The organism is Sphaerimonospora mesophila, assembly GCF_001417795.1.
GTDB classification, from domain to species: domain Bacteria; phylum Actinomycetota; class Actinomycetes; order Streptosporangiales; family Streptosporangiaceae; genus Sphaerimonospora; species Sphaerimonospora mesophila.
Map to the genome: position 1 here is coordinate 545,559 of NZ_BCBX01000031.1, position 19,182 is coordinate 564,740.

The 19,182-nt window shown below is 71.6% G+C and carries 18 protein-coding genes; 14 read left to right on the forward strand and 4 right to left on the reverse strand.

Translation table 11 applies throughout. The annotated features are described in order from the left end of the window. Window positions 1-19: 19 nt before the first annotated feature. Both AP234_RS06890 and AP234_RS06895 read left to right on the forward strand, forming a co-directional pair. Entirely contained in the window at window positions 20-1,249 is a 1,230-nt protein-coding gene (locus AP234_RS06890; protein ID WP_055478670.1) for an FAD-dependent oxidoreductase, read from the forward strand. Window positions 1,250-1,298: 49 nt separating this feature from the next. Further along, the gene (locus tag AP234_RS06895; protein ID WP_055478671.1) at window positions 1,299-2,636 is read left to right on the forward strand and encodes a class II 3-deoxy-7-phosphoheptulonate synthase; all 1,338 of its coding nucleotides are present in this window, start codon (window positions 1,299-1,301) and stop codon (window positions 2,634-2,636) included. A 74-nt stretch (window positions 2,637-2,710) separates the two neighbouring features. Here AP234_RS06895 and AP234_RS06900 read toward each other — a convergent pair whose 3' ends face one another. Continuing rightward, window positions 2,711-3,448 (reverse strand): GntR family transcriptional regulator, encoded by a 738-nt coding sequence (locus tag AP234_RS06900; RefSeq protein ID WP_055478672.1) that lies wholly within the window; start codon window positions 3,446-3,448, stop codon window positions 2,711-2,713. 215 nt (window positions 3,449-3,663) lie between these two features. Between AP234_RS06900 and AP234_RS06905 the strand changes: the two genes are divergently transcribed. From AP234_RS06905 to AP234_RS06935, 7 genes are all read left to right on the forward strand, one after another. Then, entirely contained in the window at window positions 3,664-4,686 is a 1,023-nt protein-coding gene (locus tag AP234_RS06905) for a Gfo/Idh/MocA family protein (RefSeq protein WP_055478673.1), read from the forward strand. Window positions 4,687-4,689: 3 nt separating this feature from the next. Then, window positions 4,690-5,610: a TIM barrel protein gene (locus tag AP234_RS06910; protein ID WP_235557999.1), complete on the forward strand. Its 921-nt coding sequence runs from the start codon at window positions 4,690-4,692 to the stop codon at window positions 5,608-5,610. 2 nt (window positions 5,611-5,612) lie between these two features. After that, entirely contained in the window at window positions 5,613-6,569 is a 957-nt protein-coding gene (gene iolC, locus AP234_RS06915) for a 5-dehydro-2-deoxygluconokinase (RefSeq protein ID WP_055478674.1), read from the forward strand. Continuing rightward, entirely contained in the window at window positions 6,566-7,495 is a 930-nt protein-coding gene (locus AP234_RS06920; protein ID WP_055478675.1) for a Cgl0159 family (beta/alpha)8-fold protein, read from the forward strand. Before iolC ends, AP234_RS06920 begins: the two co-directional genes overlap by 4 nt. Window positions 7,496-7,578: 83 nt before the next feature. Beyond that, window positions 7,579-8,499: a 5-deoxy-glucuronate isomerase gene (iolB, locus tag AP234_RS06925; RefSeq protein ID WP_055478676.1), complete on the forward strand. Its 921-nt coding sequence runs from the start codon at window positions 7,579-7,581 to the stop codon at window positions 8,497-8,499. Next, window positions 8,496-10,460 (forward strand): 3D-(3,5/4)-trihydroxycyclohexane-1,2-dione acylhydrolase (decyclizing), encoded by a 1,965-nt coding sequence (iolD, locus tag AP234_RS06930; protein WP_152990274.1) that lies wholly within the window; start codon window positions 8,496-8,498, stop codon window positions 10,458-10,460. The genes iolB and iolD overlap by 4 nt, the downstream gene beginning before the upstream one ends. A gap of 105 nt (window positions 10,461-10,565) precedes the next feature. Beyond that, window positions 10,566-11,561 (forward strand): Gfo/Idh/MocA family protein, encoded by a 996-nt coding sequence (locus tag AP234_RS06935; RefSeq protein ID WP_055478678.1) that lies wholly within the window; start codon window positions 10,566-10,568, stop codon window positions 11,559-11,561. Between the two features lie 120 nt (window positions 11,562-11,681). On the opposite strand, the gene trxA is transcribed toward AP234_RS06935, so the two are convergent. After that, window positions 11,682-12,056, reverse strand: coding sequence for a thioredoxin (trxA, locus tag AP234_RS06940; RefSeq protein WP_055478679.1), 375 nt, complete (start codon window positions 12,054-12,056; stop codon window positions 11,682-11,684). A 149-nt stretch (window positions 12,057-12,205) separates the two neighbouring features. On the opposite strand from trxA, the gene ctaD reads away from it, so the two are divergent. Further along, window positions 12,206-13,888 carry an aa3-type cytochrome oxidase subunit I gene (gene ctaD, locus AP234_RS06945; RefSeq protein WP_083501845.1) on the forward strand — a complete coding sequence of 561 codons (1,683 nt, stop codon included), beginning with the start codon at window positions 12,206-12,208 and terminating at the stop codon, window positions 13,886-13,888. Between the two features lie 75 nt (window positions 13,889-13,963). Here the strand turns inward: ctaD and AP234_RS06950 are convergent, their stop codons facing one another. Further along, entirely contained in the window at window positions 13,964-14,437 is a 474-nt protein-coding gene (locus AP234_RS06950; RefSeq protein ID WP_055478680.1) for a universal stress protein, read from the reverse strand. A 592-nt stretch (window positions 14,438-15,029) separates the two neighbouring features. Between AP234_RS06950 and AP234_RS06955 the strand changes: the two genes are divergently transcribed. Both AP234_RS06955 and AP234_RS37825 read left to right on the forward strand, forming a co-directional pair. Beyond that, entirely contained in the window at window positions 15,030-15,872 is an 843-nt protein-coding gene (locus AP234_RS06955; RefSeq protein ID WP_055478681.1) for a carbohydrate-binding protein, read from the forward strand. Between the two features lie 260 nt (window positions 15,873-16,132). Then, complete coding sequence (locus tag AP234_RS37825; protein WP_063842794.1) at window positions 16,133-16,843, forward strand: permease prefix domain 1-containing protein; 711 nt, start codon at window positions 16,133-16,135, stop codon at window positions 16,841-16,843. Here AP234_RS37825 and AP234_RS06965 read toward each other — a convergent pair. Then, a complete protein-coding gene (locus tag AP234_RS06965) occupies window positions 16,803-17,126 on the reverse strand; it encodes a helix-turn-helix transcriptional regulator (RefSeq protein WP_055478682.1) in 324 nt (107 codons plus the stop codon). The genes AP234_RS37825 and AP234_RS06965 overlap by 41 nt on opposite strands. Window positions 17,127-17,210: 84 nt before the next feature. On the opposite strand from AP234_RS06965, the gene AP234_RS06970 reads away from it, so the two are divergent. Beyond that, the gene (locus tag AP234_RS06970; protein WP_055478683.1) at window positions 17,211-18,398 is read left to right on the forward strand and encodes a cytochrome ubiquinol oxidase subunit I; all 1,188 of its coding nucleotides are present in this window, start codon (window positions 17,211-17,213) and stop codon (window positions 18,396-18,398) included. A gap of 12 nt (window positions 18,399-18,410) precedes the next feature. Further along, window positions 18,411-19,175 (forward strand): cytochrome d ubiquinol oxidase subunit II, encoded by a 765-nt coding sequence (locus AP234_RS06975; RefSeq protein WP_055478684.1) that lies wholly within the window; start codon window positions 18,411-18,413, stop codon window positions 19,173-19,175. Window positions 19,176-19,182: the final 7 nt, after the last annotated feature.

Genomic DNA, 19,182 nt, shown 5'->3' on the forward strand with positions numbered 1-19,182 from the left:
TTTCATCGGGTGATGAATTATGCGTACGACATGCGTGATCGCGGGCGGCGGCCCGGCGGGGGCGATGCTCGCGCTGCTCCTGGCCCGCGCCGGGGTGGACGTCACGCTGCTGGAGAAGCACGGCGACTTCCTGCGCGACTTCCGCGGCGACACGATCCACCCCTCGACCCTCCAGGTGCTCGACGAGATCGGGCTGGCCGAGGCGTTCCACCGGCTGCCGCACCGCAAGGCGTACCGGATGGCCATCGAGGCCGACGAGGCGCGGGTCCCGATCGCCGACCTGAGCGCGCTTCCCGGCAGGTATCGCTACATCGCCTTCGTCCCGCAGTGGGACTTCCTCAACCTGATCACCGCCGAGGCCGCCCGATATCCCAACTTCCGGCTGCTCATGCGCGCCCGGGTGACCGGCCTGATCGTCGAGGACGACGCCGTCAGGGGCGTGCGATACCGGGACGAGAGCGGCGAGCACGAGATCCGGGCGGTGCTGACGGTGGGCGCCGACGGGCGCGGCTCGGACGTACGGCGGGCCGCCGGACTGCGGCCGAAGGAGTTCGGCGCGCCGATGGACGTCGTCTGGCTCCGCGTCCGCCGCGAGCCCGGCGATCCCCAGCAGCCGTTCCTGCGGGCGTCGGCCGGGCACCTCATGGTGGCGATCAACCGGGAGACCTACTGGCAGCTGGCCTACGTCATCCCCAAGGGCGGCTACGAGGAGCTCAAGGCGAGGGGCGTGGCGGAGCTGCGCCGGACGATCGCCCGGCTGCTGCCGTACCTGGCGGACCGGGTCGGCGAGCTGCGCGACTTCGACGAGGCCGGGTTCCTGCGCGTGGCGGTCGACCGGCTCACCCGCTGGCACCGCCCTGGCCTGCTGCTGATCGGGGACGCCGCGCATGCCATGTCGCCCGTCTTCGGCGTCGGCATCAACCTCGCGGTGCAGGACGCCGTGGCCGCCGCCAACATCATCGGGCCCGCCCTGCTGCGCGGCGAGGCCCCCGATGCGCTGCTGGCCCGGGTGCAGCGCCGCCGGGCCCTGCCCACCGTGGTCACCCAGACCGCCCAGCGGGTGGTCCAGCGCCTGCTGATCCGCCCGGCGCTGACCCGGCCCGGACGGCCGGCGCTGCCGCCCGACCTCACCCGGCTGCCCGTGATCAGGGGCCTCGTCCGGCGCTTCATCGGCCACGGCGTGCTCCCCGAGCACGTACGGCTGCCGGAGCGCGTACGCCTCCAGGCTCGGCAACGAAGATCTCACTAATTGGACGGATGGCGGCCACAGCCGCCCCGGTGCAATAGCCTTGTGTGCCGTGAGCGCTAGCAGCAACCTTGACACGTGGCGTGAACTGCCCGCCGCACAGCAGCCCGACTGGCCGGACCGCGGTGAGCTCGACAGAGTCGTCCGAGAGCTGACCGAGCTGCCCCCGCTGGTGTTCGCGGGCGAGTGCGACAAACTCAAGGCCGAGATGGCGGCCGTCGCGCGAGGCGAGGCCTTCGTGCTGCAGGGCGGCGACTGCGCCGAGACCTTCGCCGGCGCCACGGCCGAGAACGTGCGCAACAAGCTCAAGACGTTGCTGCAGATGGCGATCGTGCTCACCTACGCGGGCCGCGTCCCGGTCGTGAAGATCGGCCGGCTGGCGGGCCAGTTCGCCAAGCCGCGGTCCAAGTCCACCGAGGTGCGCGACGGCGTCGAGCTGCCGGCCTACCGCGGGGACATGGTCAACGGCTTCGACTTCACCGCCGAGGCGCGCCGTCCCGACCCCAACCGCCTGCTTCGGGCCTACCACTCCTCGGCGGCCACGCTGAACCTCGCCCGGGCGTTCACCAAGGGCGGCTACGCGGACCTGCGGCAGGTGCACGCCTGGAACCAGGACTTCGTGGCCGAGTCCCCGGCCGGACGGCGCTACGACCAGCTCGCCAGGGAGATCGACCAGGCGCTCTCGTTCATGCGGGCCTGCGGCGCGGAACCCGAGGAGTTCCACACGGTCGAGTTCTACTCCTCGCACGAGGCGCTGATCCTCGACTACGACCGGGCCCTCACCCGGATCGACTCCCGTACCGGCCTGCCGTACGACGTGTCGGGGCACATGGTGTGGATCGGCGAGCGCACCCGCCAGCTCGACGGCGCGCACGTGGAGTTCTTCAGCAAGATCCGCAATCCGATCGGCGTGAAGCTGGGCCCGACGACCACCCCCGAGGACGCGATCGCGCTCGTCGAGAAGCTGAACCCGGACAACGAGGCGGGCCGGCTCACGTTCATCAGCCGTATGGGCGCCGGCCGGGTCAGGGACGCGCTGCCGACGCTGGTGGAGAAGGTCAGGGCGAGCGGGGCCACCGTCGCCTGGGTCTGCGACCCCATGCACGGCAACACGTTCGAGGCCCCGAGCGGGCACAAGACGCGCCGCCTGGACGACGTGCTCGACGAGGTGGCCGGGTTCTTCGAGGTGCACCACGCGCTGGGCACCCACCCCGGCGGCATCCACATCGAGTTCACCGGCGACGACGTGACCGAGTGCGTCGGCGGCGGGCACGGCATCGTCGAGGAGGACCTGTCGCTGCGCTACGAGACCGCCTGCGACCCGCGGCTCAACCGCAGCCAGTCCCTCGACCTCGCCTTCCGGGTGGCCGAGCTCTACCGCTCTGCCTGATATCGCATTCACCATGCCCGACCGGCTCGCGCCGGCGAGAGAGCTCGCGGGCGGGGCCGGTCCGCGGCGCCGTGTCAGCGCTGGTCGACCATGACCTCGATGCTGTAGTCCTGCGCCCGGTAGCAGTGGTCGCCGTACTCCACCGCGCTGCCCACGGCGTCGAAGGCGACCCGCGTCATCGTGAGCACGGGCTCGGTGGGTCTCAGGCGGAGATGACGCCGCTCCGACGGGGTCGGGGTGCGTGCGCCGATCGTCTGGTGCGCGACGACCGGACGGACGCCACGCCGCCGCAGCACGCCGTACAGACCCTCCGCCTCCAGCTCGGCACGCGTGACGTCCAGGTGGCCGGGGGGCAGCCAGTTGCGCATGATGGCCAGCGGCCGGTCGTCGGACAGACGCAGCCGCACGATCGACAGCAGCTCGGCGTCGGCCGGTAGGTCGAGCGCGGCTGCCACACGTTCGTCGCACACCACCTCGTGGCTGAGTACGACCGTCGACGGCCGGCCGCCGACGCGCATGAGGTCGTCGTAGAGACTGGTCAGCTCGGCCCGCCGGTGCACCTTGCGGTTGGCGACCGTGGTGCCGAGCCCGCGCCGCCGCACGAGCAGCCCCTGGTTCACCAGTTCCTGGATCGCCCGCCGGACCGTCGGCCGCGACAGGTTGAGCCGTTCGGCGAGCGCGACCTCGTTCTCGAACGGGTCGCCCGGCTGCAGCCGCCCGCTCGCGATCGCCATGCTGAGCTGCTCGGCGAGCTGGTGATAGAGGGGGACGGGGGATGAGCGGTCGATCGTCACGCCGACTTGGATTGCCACGACGCAGAGTTTACCCCGAACATGTGCGTACGACGTTATGAAAATATGTTAGGACAAACTCTTGACGGAACATTGATAGGCCAGGCAGGCTTCACCCATCACCGCCGTGGCCCGGCCGACCACGGGGGACACCGAATGACCACCGGCACCCGACCGCCGAGGTTCACCCGGGACGAAGACCGGCGGTGGGGGCACTAGATCGGATTGGAACGCGGATGCGCATCGGGCTCGCGGGTGTCGGACGGATAGGCGCCTTCCATGCCAGGACACTGGCCGACCTCGGCTTCGTCGACGAACTCGTGGTGACGGACGCCGATCTCGAGACCGCCAAGGCCGTCGCCGACGAACTCGGCGCCGAGGTCGCACCGGACGCCGAGACGCTGCTGGCGTCGGGCGTCGACGGCTTCGTCATCGCCACCGCCACGCCGGGCCACGCGCCGCTGCTGCGCCTGAGCGTCGCCGCCGGGGTGCCGACCTTCTGCGAGAAGCCGGTGGCGGCCACCCTGGAGGAGACCATCGCGCTCGCCGCACTCGTCGCGGACGCCGGCGTGCCGGTGCACGTGGGCTTCCAGCGGCGATTCGACGCGGGCTACCGGCGGGCGCGGCGGGCGGTGGAGTCCGGCGAGCTCGGGTTCGTCCACACCATCCGGGCCAACACCCACGACCAGGCCCCGCCGCACGCGTCCTACATCCCGGTCTCCGGCGGGATCTTCCGCGACTGCAACGTGCACGACTTCGACATCCTCCGGTTCGTCACCGGCCGGGAGGTCGCCACGGCGTACGCCACCGGCGCCAACAAGGGGGCGGACTTCTTCGCCGCGGCCGGGGACGTCGACACCGGCGCCGCCCTGCTGACCCTGGACGACGGCACGATCGTCATGGTCTCCTCGGCCCGGTACAACGGCGGCGGCCACGACGTGCGAATGGAGATCTTCGGCGAGAAGGGTACGATCGCCGTCGGGCTGGACCACTCGCTGGCCATGCGCTCGGCCGAGGACGACGTCGACTTCCCGCGCGGCCCGCGTAAGTGGTCGTTCATGGAGCGCTTCCTGCCCGCCTACCGCGCCGAGCTCACCGCCTTCGCCGACGTCGCACGCGGGCTGCGGCCGTCCCCGTGCACGGTGCGCGACGCCCTGGAGGCCTTCCGCATCGCCGAGGCGTGCGAGCGCTCCCGCGCGGAGCGCAGACCCGTCGCCCTCGCCGAGATCAGGAGCACCGACGAAACCGAGGGGATCTGAGACGTGACCGCTGAGGACGCGATCGCCGCCGGGACGCCCGTGGCCCGCCGCGTGGCCGGGGCCCCCATCTCATGGGGCGTCTGCGAGGTCCCCGGCTGGGGCCATCAGCTCCCGCCCGACACCGTGCTGCGCGAGATGCGCGAGCTGGGCCTGACCGCGACCGAGTTCGGCCCCGACGGTTTCCTGCCCGACGCGCCGGAGGAGAAGGCGTCGACCCTGGCGGCGTACGGCCTGGCGGCCGTGGGGCAGTTCGTGCCCGTCGTGCTGCACGACGCCGGCCACGACCCGCTGCCCGAGGTGGAGCGGGCCATGGCCGGCCTGGTCGCCGCCCGGGCCTCCACGGTCGTCGTCGCGGCCGCCACCGGCCGGGAGGGTTACGACGCCCGGCCGCAGCTCGACGGCGCCGGCTGGTCGGCCCTGCTGGCCAACCTCGACCGGATCGCCGGCGCGGCGGCCGCCCGCGGACTCGTGGCCACCCTGCACCCGCACGTCGGCACGATGATCGAAAGCGGCGAGGAGACGGCCCGGGTGCTCGGCGGCAGCCGCATCGGCCTGTGTCTCGACACCGGCCATCTGCTCATCGGCGGCGGCGACCCCGTCGAGGTCGCCCGGCGGCACCCCGAACGGATCGCCCACGTCCACCTGAAGGACGTACGCGCCGACTGGGCGCGCCGGGTCAGCGGCGGAGCTGCGACCTACACCGAGGCGGTGGCCGGCGGCATGTACGTCCCACTCGGCCGGGGCGACGTCGACATCGCGGCCATCGTGTCCGCCCTGGAGCGCGGCGGGTACCGAGGTTGGTACGTCCTGGAACAGGACACCATCCTCAGCGGGCCGCCCGCGGACGCGAGCACCGGCCCGGCGCGGGAGGTGCGGGCGAGCCTGGAGCACTTGCTGACTCTGGCGGACGAGGCGGGGACCTGACGATGGCATACGACCTGGTGGCCATGGGCCGGTGCGGGGTGGACATCTACCCGCTCGAACACGGTGTGGGCCTCGAAGACGTCGAGCGCTTCGGGAAGTTCCTCGGCGGCAGCGCGACCAACGTCACGGTGGCGGCGGCACGCTACGGACGCCGCACCGCGATCATCACGCGGACCGGACGGGACCCCTTCGGCCGCTACATCCACCGCGCGCTGCGTGATTTCGGGGTGGACGACCGCTTCGTCACCGAGGTGGACGGGCCGCCGACCCCGGTGACCTTCTGCGAGATCTTCCCGCCCGACGACTTCCCGCTGTACTTCTACCGCTATCCGATCGCGCCGGACCTGATGATCGAGCCGGACGAGATCCCGCTCGATGCCGTACGGGAGGCCGCCGTCTGCTGGGCCACCGGAACCGGGCTGTCGCAGGAGCCCTCCCGTTCCGCGCACTTCGCCGCCTGGCGGGCCCGCGGCCGGCGGGCGCACACGATCCTCGATCTCGACTACCGGCCCATGTTCTGGCCCGACCCGGCCGAGGCCGGCGCGCAGATGGGCGCCGCCCTCGAACACGTCACGGTGGCGGTCGGCAACCGGGCGGAGTGCGAGGTCGCCGTCGGCGAGACCGAGCCGCGGCGCGCCGCCGACGCCCTGCTCGACCGGGGCATCGAACTCGCGATCGTGAAGCAGGGGCCCGAGGGCGTGCTCGCCGCCACCGCAGACGAGTGCGTCGAGGTGCCGCCGTTCCCGGTGAAGGTCGTCAACGGCCTCGGCGCCGGCGACGCGTTCGGCGGCGCCCTCGTCCACGGTCTGCTCAGCGGATGGGACCTGCGTCGCGTGCTGCGGTTCGCCAACGTGGCCGGCGCGCTCGTCGCGTCGCGGCTCGAATGCTCCAGTGCCATGCCGTACGAAGCGGAGGTCGAGGCCGTCCTCGCCGCCGAAGAGCGGAAGGGGGGACGATGACCTCGACGAGCAGCCGACCAGGCCTGACCGGCCGCCCGGACCTCGCCGTCGCCATCGCCGAGCTGACCGAGATCCGGGTGCGCGAGCCGCAGCGGATCACCGCGGGGTGGGCCGCCCGGGCCCGGCGCGATCTCGCCGGCGCGGACGGCAGGCTGCTCATCGTGGCCGCCGACCACCCGGCCAGGGGCGCACTCGGCGTCCGCGACGACCGGCGGGCCATGGCCTCGCGCAGCGACCTGCTGCGGCGCCTGGCCGTCGCGCTGTCCCACCCGGGCGTCGACGGAGTGCTCGGCACGTCCGACATCCTCGACGACCTGCTGCTGATGGGCGCGCTGGAGGACAAGCTCGTCATCGGGTCGATGAACCGGGGTGGCCTGCAGGGGTCGGTCTTCGAACTCGACGACCGCTTCACCGCCTACACCGCCGGGGAGATCGCGGCCCGGGGGCTGGACGGCGGCAAGATGCTCACCCGGATCTGCCTCGACGACCCCGACACGGTGGCGACCCTGGAGGCGAGCGCCCGGGCGGTGACCGAGCTGGCGTCCCATGGTGTGATGGCGATGGTGGAGCCGTTCCTTTCCGTCCGCCAGGAGGGCCGGGTGCGCAACCTGCTCGATCCCGACTCGACCATCGCGTCGATCAGCATCGCCGCCGGGCTCGGGGCCACGAGCCGCCACACCTGGCTGAAGCTGCCGGTCGTCGATGAGCTGGAGCGGGTGATGGACGCCACGACGCTGCCGACGCTGCTGCTCGGCGGCGATCCGAGCGGCCGTCCCGACGAGACGTTCGCCGCGTGGGAACGGGCCATGGGGCTTCCCGCCGTACGCGGGCTGGTGGTCGGGCGGGCGCTGCTCTTCCCGCCGGACGGCGACGTGGCGGCCGCCGTCGACATCGCGTCGCGGCTCGTACACGGACCCGGATCGTGACGGGACCCGGATGATGAGGGGAGCGGATCGTGAGGGGGCCCGGATCGGCAACGGAACCAGACCATGAGTGGGCAGGCCAGGTCATGAACGACGACGAACGCTGGGTTCATCCGTACGGCACCGCCGCCGAAGGCGGATTCCAGGTCTCGATCACCGACGCCGTCGACGGGTGGCGGCACACGAGCCTGCGGGTGGCGGCCCTGGACCCGGGAGGGCGGGTGGATCTCGTCACGGGCGGCGACGAGCTGATCGTCGTCCCGCTGTCGGGAGACTGCGGGGTCACGGTGACCGATCACACCGGGGAGCGGCACGAGGCGCGGCTGGCCGGACGGGAGAGCGTCTTCGCCGGTCCGGCCGACGTGGCCTACGTCCCGCGCGAGGCGAGCCTCACGGTGACGAACACCGGCGGCGCCCCGGCGAAGGTCGCCCTCTGCGGCGCCAGGGCGGCCAAGCTGGCGGCGCCGCTCCCCTTCCGGCACGTGCGCGCGGCCGAGGTCCCGGTCGAGTTGCGCGGCGCCGGACGGGCCTCGCGCGAGGTGCGCAACTTCGGCGTGCCGCGGGTGCTCGACGCCGACTCGATCATCGCCTGCGAGGTGATCACACCGGCCGGCAACTGGAGCTCCTATCCCCCGCACAAGCATGACGAGGAGCGCGACGGCGTGGAGACCGAGCTGGAGGAGATCTACTACTTCGAGGTCAGGGCCGACGGCGGCGCGCCGCCGGGCGCCGACCCGGTCGGCTACCAGCGCGTGTACGGCACGCCGGAGCGGCCCATCGACGTGCTCGCCGAGGTCCGCTCCGGCGACGTCGTGCTCGTGCCGCACGGCTGGCACGGCCCGGCCATGGCCCCGCCCGGCTACGACCTCTACTACCTCAACGTGATGGCCGGCCCCGGCCCGGTCCGGGCCTGGCTGATCTGCGACGACCCCGCGCACGGATGGGTGCGGGACTCGTGGACCCAGCAGGAGGTCGACCGGAGACTGCCGATCGGAGGATCACGATGACCACGCACCCGGACACGGTCCGCCTGACCGTCGGACAGGCGATCGTGCGTTTCCTGGCCGCCCAGTGGACCGAACGCGACGGCGCGCGGCAGCGGCTGTTCGCCGGGTGCCTGGGCATCCTCGGGCACGGCAACGTCGCCGGTCTGGGCCAGGCGCTGCTGCAGAACGAGCTCGCCGGCGGCGACCGGCCGCTGCGGTACGTGCCGGCGCGCAACGAGCAGGCGATGGTCCACACCGCGGTGGCCTACGCCCGGCAGAAGGACCGCCTGCGGACGTGGGCGTGCACCGCGTCGATCGGCCCCGGCTCGACGAACATGCTGACCGGCGCCGCGCTCGCCACGATCAACCGGCTGCCGGTGCTGCTGCTGCCCTCGGACACGTTCGCGACGCGGGTGGCCACGCCCGTGCTGCAGGAGCTCGAGGTTCCGTACGCCGGTGACGTGTCCGTCAACGACGCCTTCCGGCCGGTGTCGCGGTTCTTCGACCGGGTGGACCGGCCCGAGCAGCTGCCCTCGGCGCTGCTGGGCGCCATGCGGGTGCTCACCGACCCGGCGGACACCGGGGCGGTCACGCTCGCGCTGCCGCAGGACGTGCAGGCCGAGGCGTTCGACTGGCCGGCGGAGCTGTTCGCCGAGCGGGTCTGGCGGGTCGGCCGGCCCCTCCCCGAGCCCGCCGACATCGCGGCGGCGGCCGCGCTCGTCCGCGCGGCGCGGCGGCCGCTCGTCGTGGCCGGCGGCGGGGTGCACTACTCGGGCGCGGAGGAGGCGCTGCGCGCGTTCTGCGCGGCGACCGGCATCCCCGTCGGCGAGACCCAGGCGGGCAAGGGGTCGCTGCCGCACGGTCATCCGCAGGCGATGGGCGCGGTCGGCTCGACCGGCACGACGGCCGCCAACGCGCTCGCCGCCGAGGCCGATCTGGTGATCGGCGTGGGCACCCGCTACAGCGACTTCACCACCGCCTCGCGCAGCGCCTTCCGGCACCCGGAGGTGCGGTTCGTCAACATCAACGTCGCCCGGTTCGACGCCGGCAAGATCGGCGGGCTGCCGGTCGTCGCGGACGCGCGCGAGGCGCTCGGCGCGCTCACGGCCGCGCTCGACGGGTACGCCGTGGCGCCGGCTTATCGGGAGCTCCAGGCGCGGCTGTGGCGTGACTGGGACGCGCTGGTCGAGGCGGCCCATCACCCGGGCGAGGAGGTCACCGCGGCGCTCGCCCCCGGCGTGCTCACCCAGGGCACCGTGCTCGGCCGCGTCAACGAGCTGTCCGATCCCCGGGACGTGGTCGTCTGCGCCGCCGGTTCCATGCCGGGCGATCTGCACAAGCTGTGGCGGGTCCGCGACCGCAAGGCCTACCACGTCGAGTACGGCTACTCCTGCATGGGGTACGAGATCCCCGGCGGCATCGGGGTGCGGCTGGCCGATCCCGACCGCGACGTGTTCGTGCTGGTGGGCGACGGCTCCTATCTGATGATGCCGACCGAGCTGGTCACCGCCGTGCAGGAACACGTCAAGATCATCGTGGTGCTGGTGCAGAACCACGGCTTCCACTCGATCGGCTCGCTGTCGGAGTCGCTGGGATCGCAGCGGTTCGCCACGGCCCACCGTTTCCGCGATCAGGCGACCGGGCGTCTGGAGGGACCACGGCTGCCGGTCGACCTGGCGGCCAACGCCCGCAGCCTCGGCGCCACCGTGATCGAGGCGCGCGGCCGCGCTGAGCTCGATCAGGCGATCAAGGACGCCAAGGCGGCCCCCGCGGGCGGCGGGCCCGTCGTCATCCACGTCGAGACCGACCCGACCGTGCACGCCCCCGGCAGCGAGTCCTGGTGGGACGTGCCGGTCAGCCAGGTCAGCGAGCTCGACAGCACCCGGCGCGCCTATGAGGCGTACGTCGCGGACAAGGCGGCCCAGCGCCCCCTCCTGGGGCCGGGCCGCCCCGCCGAGCCGATCGAGGGGGGCGGTTCCTGACCCCCGGGGGCGACTCCGCGGCGCAGCGCGGTTCCCGGGCGGTCCTGTAGTGGAAAGCACCGATACGATCCCTTCTGCCGGTAAGCAGGGGAAGGGAAAGCACAGATGGAACCGTTGCGGCTCGGCGTTCTCGGCGCGGCCCGGATCTCGGCGCTCGCCATCGTCGCGCCGGCGCAGCTGACCGGCACCCGCCTGGTCGCGGTGGCGGCGCGCGACCGGCGGCGGGCCGAGGCCTTCGCCGCGGAGCACGGCGTGGAGCGGGTCGTCGCCACCTACGCCGATCTGCTGGCCGACCCCGAGGTCGAGGCGGTGTACAACCCGCTGGCCAACGCCCTGCACGGCCCATGGAATCTCGCGGCCGTCGAGGCCGGCAAGCACGTGCTGTCGGAGAAGCCGTTCGCCTCGAACGCCGAGGAGGCGGCCGAGGTGCGCGACGCGGCGCGGCGCGCGGGGGTGACGGTGATGGAGGGCTTCCACTACCGCCACCACCCGGTCACGCTGCGGCTCCACGAACTGCTCGCCTCGGGAGAGCTGGGCGAACTGGTCCGCGTCGAGACGATGACGGCGATCGAGGCTCCCGCCGAGGACGACCCCCGGTGGTCCCTGGCCCTCGCGGGCGGCGCGCTCATGGACGTCGGCTGCTACAGCCTGCACGCGCAGCGCGTGCTCGCCCCGTGGGGCGGCGGTGAGCCCGCCGTGGCGTCGGCCAGGGCGGGTGAGCGCGCCGGCGCGCCGGGCGTGGACGAGTGGCTCGACGCCGACCTGGTCTTCCCCTCCGGCGCGACCGGCCTCGCGCGCTGCCACATGGCCGCTGACGGCGTGGAGATGAGCTGCCGGATCGTCGGCAGCCGGGGCGAGGCCACCGCGACGAACTTCGTCCTGCCGCACCTGGACGACCGCATCGTGATCGAGACCGGGGCGGGCCGCCGGGTCGAGCACCTCGGCAGGCGGCCGTCCTTCGCCTATCAGCTCGAGGCGTTCACCGCCGCGGTCCGGGAGGGGACGCCGGTGCCCACCGACGCCGACGACGCGGTGGTCACGATGCGGCTGATCGACGACTGCTATCGGGCCGCCGGACTGTCGCCCCGGCCGCGGATGTAGCGATCGGAGACACCGTTCGCGATCGATCGCCGGTGTCTCCGTACGCCGTGCCCGGTCCGCTGGAAGATCACCGAATGATCGACGCGGACCGGGGCGCGTTCCGCGGGAGAGGCGGGATCATCACTGCTTGGTCTTGCCGCCGGTCTGGGCCGCGACCTCGGCGCGTACCGCGTCCATGTCGAGGGCGCGAAGCTGCCTGATCAGGTCCTCGAGCGCCGTGGCGGGCAGCGCGCCCGCCTGGGCGAAGACCTGGATGCCGTCCCGGATCGCCATGATCGTGGGAATGGCCTGGATGTTGAACGCCTGGGACAGCGCGGGCTGCGCCTCTGTGTCGATCTTGCCGAACTTGATGTCGGCATGCTGCTCGGACGCCTTCTCGTACACGGGTGCGAACGATCGGCAGGGTCCGCACCAGGACGCCCAGAAGTCGAGCAGCACGATGCCCTCTTCTGTGATGTCGTTGAAGTTCTTCTCGGTCACCTCGATGGTCGCCATGGGCGACTCCTTTCATCCGGTCCTCAGCGGGCATAACCAGCCGCGGGATTCCGGCATTCCTCTTCGGGCGATGCTCGTGTGACCGGCGCGTGACGGGGCAGGGCAATCGGGGCAGGGGGACCTCCTTCGCCTTCGAAAGGAGCCGCCGCATGACCGCGCAGGCCACTCGGCCCGGCACGACGCCGGGACGGCGACGCCCGATCGGCTCGGTCGCCGCCTCCTGGCTGTCCAGCACGGATCACAAGGTGATCGGGAACCTGTATCTGATCACCTCGTTCGCCTTCTTCCTGCTCGGCGGCGCCATGGCCATGGTGATACGGGCCGAGTTGCTCCAGCCGGGCATGCAGTACGTCGACCTGACCCGGTACAACGAGATGTTCACCATGCACGGCACGATCATGCTGCTGCTGTTCGCGACGCCGCTGTTCGCGGGGTTCGCCAACGCGATCATGCCGCTGCAGATCGGCGCCCCGGACGTGGCGTTCCCCCGGCTGAACATGGTGAGCTTCTGGCTGTTCCTCTTCGGCGGGCTGATCAGCCTGGGCGGTTTCGCGATGGGCGGCGCCCCCTCCTTCGGCTGGACGGCCTACACGCCGCTGGCCACCGCGACGTACAGCCCGGAGATCGGGGGGGATCTGTGGATCATGGGGCTCGCCATGGCGGGGGTCGGCACGATCCTCGGCACGGTCAACTTCATCACCACGATCATCATGATGCGCGCCCCCGGCATGACCATGTTCCGGATGCCGCTGTTCACGTGGAACGTGCTGTTCACCGGGATCCTCGTGCTGCTGGCGTTCCCGGTGCTGGCCGCCGCGCTGCTCGCGCTGGAGGCCGACCGCAAACTCGGGACGCACATCTACGATCCGCAGACCGGCGGCCCGGTCCTCTGGCAGCACCTGTTCTGGTTCTTCGGCCATCCCGAGGTCTACATCGTCGCGCTGCCGTTCTTCGGGATCGTCACCGAGGTGATCCCGGTCTTCAGCCGCAAACCGCTGTTCGGGTACATCGGCCTGGTGGGCGCGACGATGGCGATCACCGTGCTGTCGGCGACGGTGTGGGCACATCACATGTTCGCCACCGGCCGGGTGCTGCTGCCGTTCTTCTCGTTCATGACGTTCCTGATCGCGGTGCCGACCGGGGTGAAGTTCTTCAACTGGGTCGGCACGATGTGGCGCGGGCACCTGTCGTTCGAGCCGCCGATGCTGTTCGCCGTGGGGTTCCTGGTCACGTTCCTGTTCGGCGGGCTCACCGGGGTGATCCTGGCGTCGCCGCCGCTCGACTTCCATGTGACCGACACCTACTTCGTCGTCGCCCACTTCCACTACGTGCTGTTCGGCACGGTCGTGTTCGCGATGTTCGCCGGGTTCTACTTCTGGTGGCCGAAGCTGACCGGAAAGATGCTGAACGACCGGCTCGGGCAGGTGCACTTCTGGATGGTCTTCGTCGGCTTCCAGGTGACGTTCCTCGTGCAGCACTGGCTGGGTGTTATCGGCATGCCGCGGCGGTACGGCGACTACTCTCCGCTCGACGGCTTCACCCTGCTCAACCAGGTCTCCAGCGTGGGCGCGTTCCTGCTCGGGCTGTCGAACCTGCCGTTCCTGTTCAACATCTGGCGCACCGCCCGGCGTGGCGGGCGGGTCACCACCGACGACCCCTGGGGGTACGGCAACTCACTGGAGTGGGCGACCTCGTGCCCGCCCCCGCGCCACAACTTCGTCTCGATCCCGCCGATCCGGTCGGAGCGGCCCGCCTTCGATCTCCACTATCCGCGCCTCGGCGGCCCGCCGGGCGCGCCTCCCGAGACCAGACGCGACGCCGTGGACCTGTGACGTCGTGGACCTGTGGCGTCCGCCGTCCGGCTCCCCCCGGCCCTGTGGCGTCCGCCACCCGGCTCCCCGGCCGGCTCAGGTGCGGGCGCCGGCGAGCACGGCCTCGGCGCGGCGCTCCTGCTCGCCGCCGGGCAGCACCACGACGACCGGGCAGCGCGCCCTGAGCAGGCAGGCGGTGACCACCGGGTTGATCACCGGGTACGGCTCGCTCTCGGCCTCGTGCGCGCCGAGGACGAGCAGGTCGGCGTCCGCGGTCGCACGCAGCAGGACCTGGGCCGACGGACCCTCGACGACGACGGGCACGACGTGGCTCTCGCCCAGCTCGCCGACGGCGTGCTCGGCGACGTCGGCGGCGGCGGCGTGCTCGTCCTCGCGGGAGGTCCGGCTCGACAGCGGGGCATAAGGGGCGTGCAGTCCGCCCGACCACTCCCAGGCGTACACGGCCTCGACTCGCGCGCCGCGCAGCAGCCCCTCGGCGGCGGCCCACCGCAGGGCGGCCTGCGATGCCATCGACCCGTTGATGCCCACGACGATTTTCGGCTGGTCCACGTCCCGCCTCGCTCTCCACTTCCGCCAGGTACGACGGCTGCCCGTCACCTCGCCCCGGGGGGACAGGCGACGGTCCGGGAAGCCGGGATTCCTCTGAAGACAGGGTATCCGGGCAACGGTCCTCTTCTGCCCCACGATCTCCCAATTTTCGGGGGTTGTCCCCCACGGCTCTCACACTGCCACGGACGGTTCCCATCCGTCGCCCGCCGTACGGCCACCGGCGAGAGTCCCAAGGTCACGAGACGGACGGGACGTTGGACCCGGTACGCGGGGACCGGCGCGATTTTCCACAGATCTGGCTTTTTATCGGTTGGTACGGCTATTCGACGGCAAGGGGCATATCACGGCGTTATGGAGTTTCATCTAGTATTCACCTTTCCTTTCCAGAGCTAGCATCGATCAAGCCAGGCGCCGCGATCTGCAGTCGCGCGAGGGAGTGTCCTGTGGATCTTCGCAGTAGCCATCGCGATCGGCAGGAGGACCTACCGGACACGACCTGAACGGCGCCTGCCCTCGACCAGCCTCGTCGGGTCGTCACCGTTCGACAGGTTGTGATCGCGCTCATCCCCCAGGTCGAAGGAGACAGACAGTCATGGCCGCCGACAGCGCCAACGAACCCGAGGGCATCAGCCGCAAGTCCTTCATGAAGGCAGCCCTCGTGGCCGCCCCGATCCCGCTCCTGCTCGGGGCCACGCCGCTGGCCCGGGCCGCGGTGGAGAAGGGCGAGCCGCTGGAGCCGACCCCCTTCTGCGGTGACAGCGGCGGGAACACTCCGCCGCAGATAGAGGGTCCCTACTTCAAGCCCAGCTCCCCGTTGCGCTCCACCCTGCCCGGCTCCGGCACGCTGCTCACCGTCAGCGGTTACGTGTTCGGCGTCAACTGCGTGCCGCTCGCCAACGTGCTGCTCGACTTCTGGCAGGCGGACGCGAACGGCAACTACGACATGCAGGGCTACACCTTCCGAGGACACCAGTTCACGGATGCCAACGGGGCGTACAGGCTCACCACGATCGTGCCCGGCCTCTACCCCGGCCGCACCCGGCACATCCACGTGAAGGCACAGGCCCCGAACAAGCCGATCCTCACCACGCAGCTCTACTTCCCGGGCGAGCCGCGCAACAACACCGACACGATCTACGACCCCCGGCTGCTCATGAACGTACGGGCGAACGGCAACGGCAGGGAGGCCACGTTCGACTTCGTGCTCAACGTCGTCGGCACCCCGCCGACCAGCCCCGGCCCGACCCCCACGCCGCCGCCGAGCAGCCCCACCCCAACGCCGCCGCCCGGCGGGGGCACCTGGCAGGCCGGTACGACGTACCAGGCCGGCGCCACGGTCACCTATGGCGGAGTGACGTACCGCTGCCTCCAGGGACACACCGCCCTGGTCGGCTGGGAGCCTCCGAACGTCCCGGCCCTGTGGCAGCGCGTCTGACGCGTCCCGACTGAGCGGCCGCGTCCCACAGGCCGAGCCTGAGACAGGGGCAGAGCCGGCCCGGGGACGCGGCCGCCAGGAGCCGGGCCGGCGGCGCGCGCCGGGAGTCCCGAACGCCATCCGGGAGCTGGGCGGCGGGGCTCAGCCGGGGAGTCCGCACGCGGGTACCTCGCGGACCCCCTTCCGGCACGGCCGCGACCCGCCGCCTCCCTCGTCCCGCGACTACGCTTATGGGCAGCCGGGGCGAGGGAGGCGGTTCCATGACGGACGGGGGTCCGATCGACGTCTATGTGGCCGCGCTGCGCTCCGCCCTGCGGGGTCCGGGGCGGGTGAAGCGTGACCTGCTCGCCGAGGCCCGCGACGGTCTGCTGGACGCAGCCGAGGCCTACGAGTGCGATGGCCTGCCGCGAGCGGAGGCCGAGCGGCGTGCGGTCGCGGACTTCGGCCCGGTGGCGGAGATCGCCCCGGGATTCCAGCAGGAGCTCGCGGTCGGTCAGGGCCGCAGGACCGCGCTCCTGCTGTTCCTCAGCGTGCCGCCGATGACGCTGATGTGGAACCTCGTCTGGAAGATCTTCCCCGAGCCCCCCTCCGTGATGGCCGCCAAGCCGGCCTGGTTCGGCGTGCTGGCCAGGGTGGTGGACTACAGCCAGCTCCTCACGGGCGTGGTCGGCGCTCTCGCGCTGCTGGCACTCGGCCGGGGACTGCGGCGGCTGCACCGCCCCGCGCTGATCACTCGGTCGCTGGGGCTTCTGGTGTGGCTTGGGATGCCGGTGCTCGTCGCAATGTGCGCGGCCCTGAGCTTCACCCGCGGCACATCGGACATCATGGACGAGTTGCCCGGCATCGCCCTGACCATCGTCAGCTACGCCATATGGCTGTGGCAGCTCCGCAGCGCCACACTCTGCCTCCGGTTCGCCTCTCCCGCCGCCCTCAGCGCAGCGGATCGAGCACGCTCCCGATCGTACGCGTGAACGATCGCCACGCCGAGCGCTCCCCGGCCAGGGCCCGGCGGCCCGCGTCGGTGAGCCGGTAGGTCCGGCGCCTGCGGCCCCCCGCGGTCGACCACTCGCCGGCCAGCAGCCCCGCGCCCTCCAGCCGCCGCAGCGCCGGATAGACCGTGCCGGTCGGAACGTTCAACTCGCCACCGCTGCGCTCGCGCAGCGCCTCGATGATCGCATAGCCGTGCAGCCGCTCCCCCTCCAGCACGGAGAGCAGCAGGGCGTCCATGTGCCCGCGGAGCTCGTCGGCGTTCACATCCGAACCCTATCCCGGTCCTCCATGCGACCAGTCTATATGTAGGCTACCTACATGTAGGCTGTCTACCTATAAGGGAGTCGCATGGACGTCGTCGATCTGGCCCGGCTGCAGTTCGCCGTGACGGGAAGCCTCCATTTCCTGTTCGTCGTGCTCACGCTGGGACTGGCCCCGCTTGTCGCGATCATGAACACGCGCCACGTGCTGAGCGGAAACCCCCTGCACGAGCGGATGACCCGCTTCTGGGGGCAGATTTATGTCATCAACTACGCGCTCGGCATCTTCACCGGCCTGGTGATGGAGTTCCAGTTCGGGCTGAACTGGAGTGGTCTGTCACACTACGCCGGTGACGTGTTCGGCGCGCCGCTGGCCATGGAGACGCTGCTGGCCTTCTTCCTGGAGTCCACGTTCCTCGGCCTGTGGATCTTCGGCTGGCACCGATTGCCGAAGAAGGCGCATCTGGCCTGCATCTGGCTGGTGACGCTGACCGCCTACGCCTCCGCGTTCTTCGTCATGGTGGCCAACTCGTTCCTGCAGCACCCGGCGGGTGCGGTGGAGGAGGGCGGCCGGCTGGTGCTGCGCGACTTCGGTGCGCTGCTCACCAACCCGACCCTCGTCTTCGCGCTCCCCCACGTGATCAGCGCCGGCCTGATGACCGGCGGCTTCGTGATGTTCGGCGCCAGCGCCTACCACCTGTTCAGGCGGACCGCCGAGCGCGAGTTCTTCGTCCGGTCGCTGCGCATCGGGGTCGTGACCGCGTCCATCGGCGCGACGTTCACCGTCGGATTCGGGTTCGCCCAGTTCGGCCCGATCGGCAGCGTCCAGCCGGACAAGTTCGACGGCGCCGTTCAGGGCGCCGCGCTCGGCGGGATGATCCTCATCGGCGAGCTCGGGCAGTTCGTCGTGCTCTTCGCGCTGCTGCCACTGCTCTTCCGCGACCTGCTGGCCCGCTGGCGCTGGCTCCACCCGGTCCTCATGCTCATGGTCCCGCTGCCGTTCGTGGCGGCGATCGCCGGCTGGATCGCCCGCGAGGTCGGCCGCCAGCCCTGGCTCGTGTACGGCAGGCTCCGCGTGGCCGACGCGCTGACCCCGGGCATGACCACGGGCGGGCTCACCGCCTCGCTGGTCGCCTTCGCCGGTGTGCTCGGGCTGCTCGCCGTGGTCGACTACGCCCTGATCGCCCGTGCCGTACGGCGCGGCCCCGGGCTGGTCGCCCTCGGCGCGCCGGACCTCCCGGTGGAACCCGCCCCCGCCCCCGCCCGCTCGCTGTAGAGGAACCAGCCAATGGAGATCTTGTGGTTCGGGACGCTCGCCGTCCTGCTGATCGGTTACTTCGCGCTGGAGGGCTTCGACATCGGGCTCGGCATGCTGCTGCCGGTGCTGGGCCGCACACCGGCCGACCGGGACCGGCTGGTCGGGGCGATGGGACCGTTCGTGCTCGCCAACGAGGTGTGGCTGGTGGCCCTGGTGGGCACGCTGTTCGGCGCGTTCCCGATCCTCGAGGGCAGGGTGATCAGCGGGCTGTACCCCCTGGTGGTGGCGCTGCTGCTGTCGTGGATCCTGCGTGACGCCGGGTTGTGGTTCCGCCGCCGGGTGGGCGGCGCCTCCTGGCGGTCGGTGTGGGACGCGGCGCTGTGCCTCGGCTCAGCCGGGCTGGCGCTCACCTGGGGGATGGCCCTGATCGCCATCGTGCGCGGGCTGCCGCAGGACGCCCTGTTCGACCCGCCGGGCATCGCGGGCGGCATCGTCGTCGCCGCGGTCTTCGCCTTCCACGGCTGGACCTTCGCCGCCTGGCGGCTTCCCGGCGAACCCGTCGTCGGCGGGCGGCGTCGGTCGAGCCCGGCCCTGCTGGGGTCCGCCTGTGTGGCCGCCGCGCCGGCCGCGGTTGCCATGGCGGCCCTGGCCTCCCCGATCCTCGATCACGCCGCCCCGGCCGCGACACTGACTGTGCTCAGTGTCATGGTGTTGCCGTGCGTTCCCATCATGGTGGGCGCGCAACTATGGATATGGCGCACCTTCGCCAGGGGCGCCGTGCCGACGTTCTTCTGATTGGGTG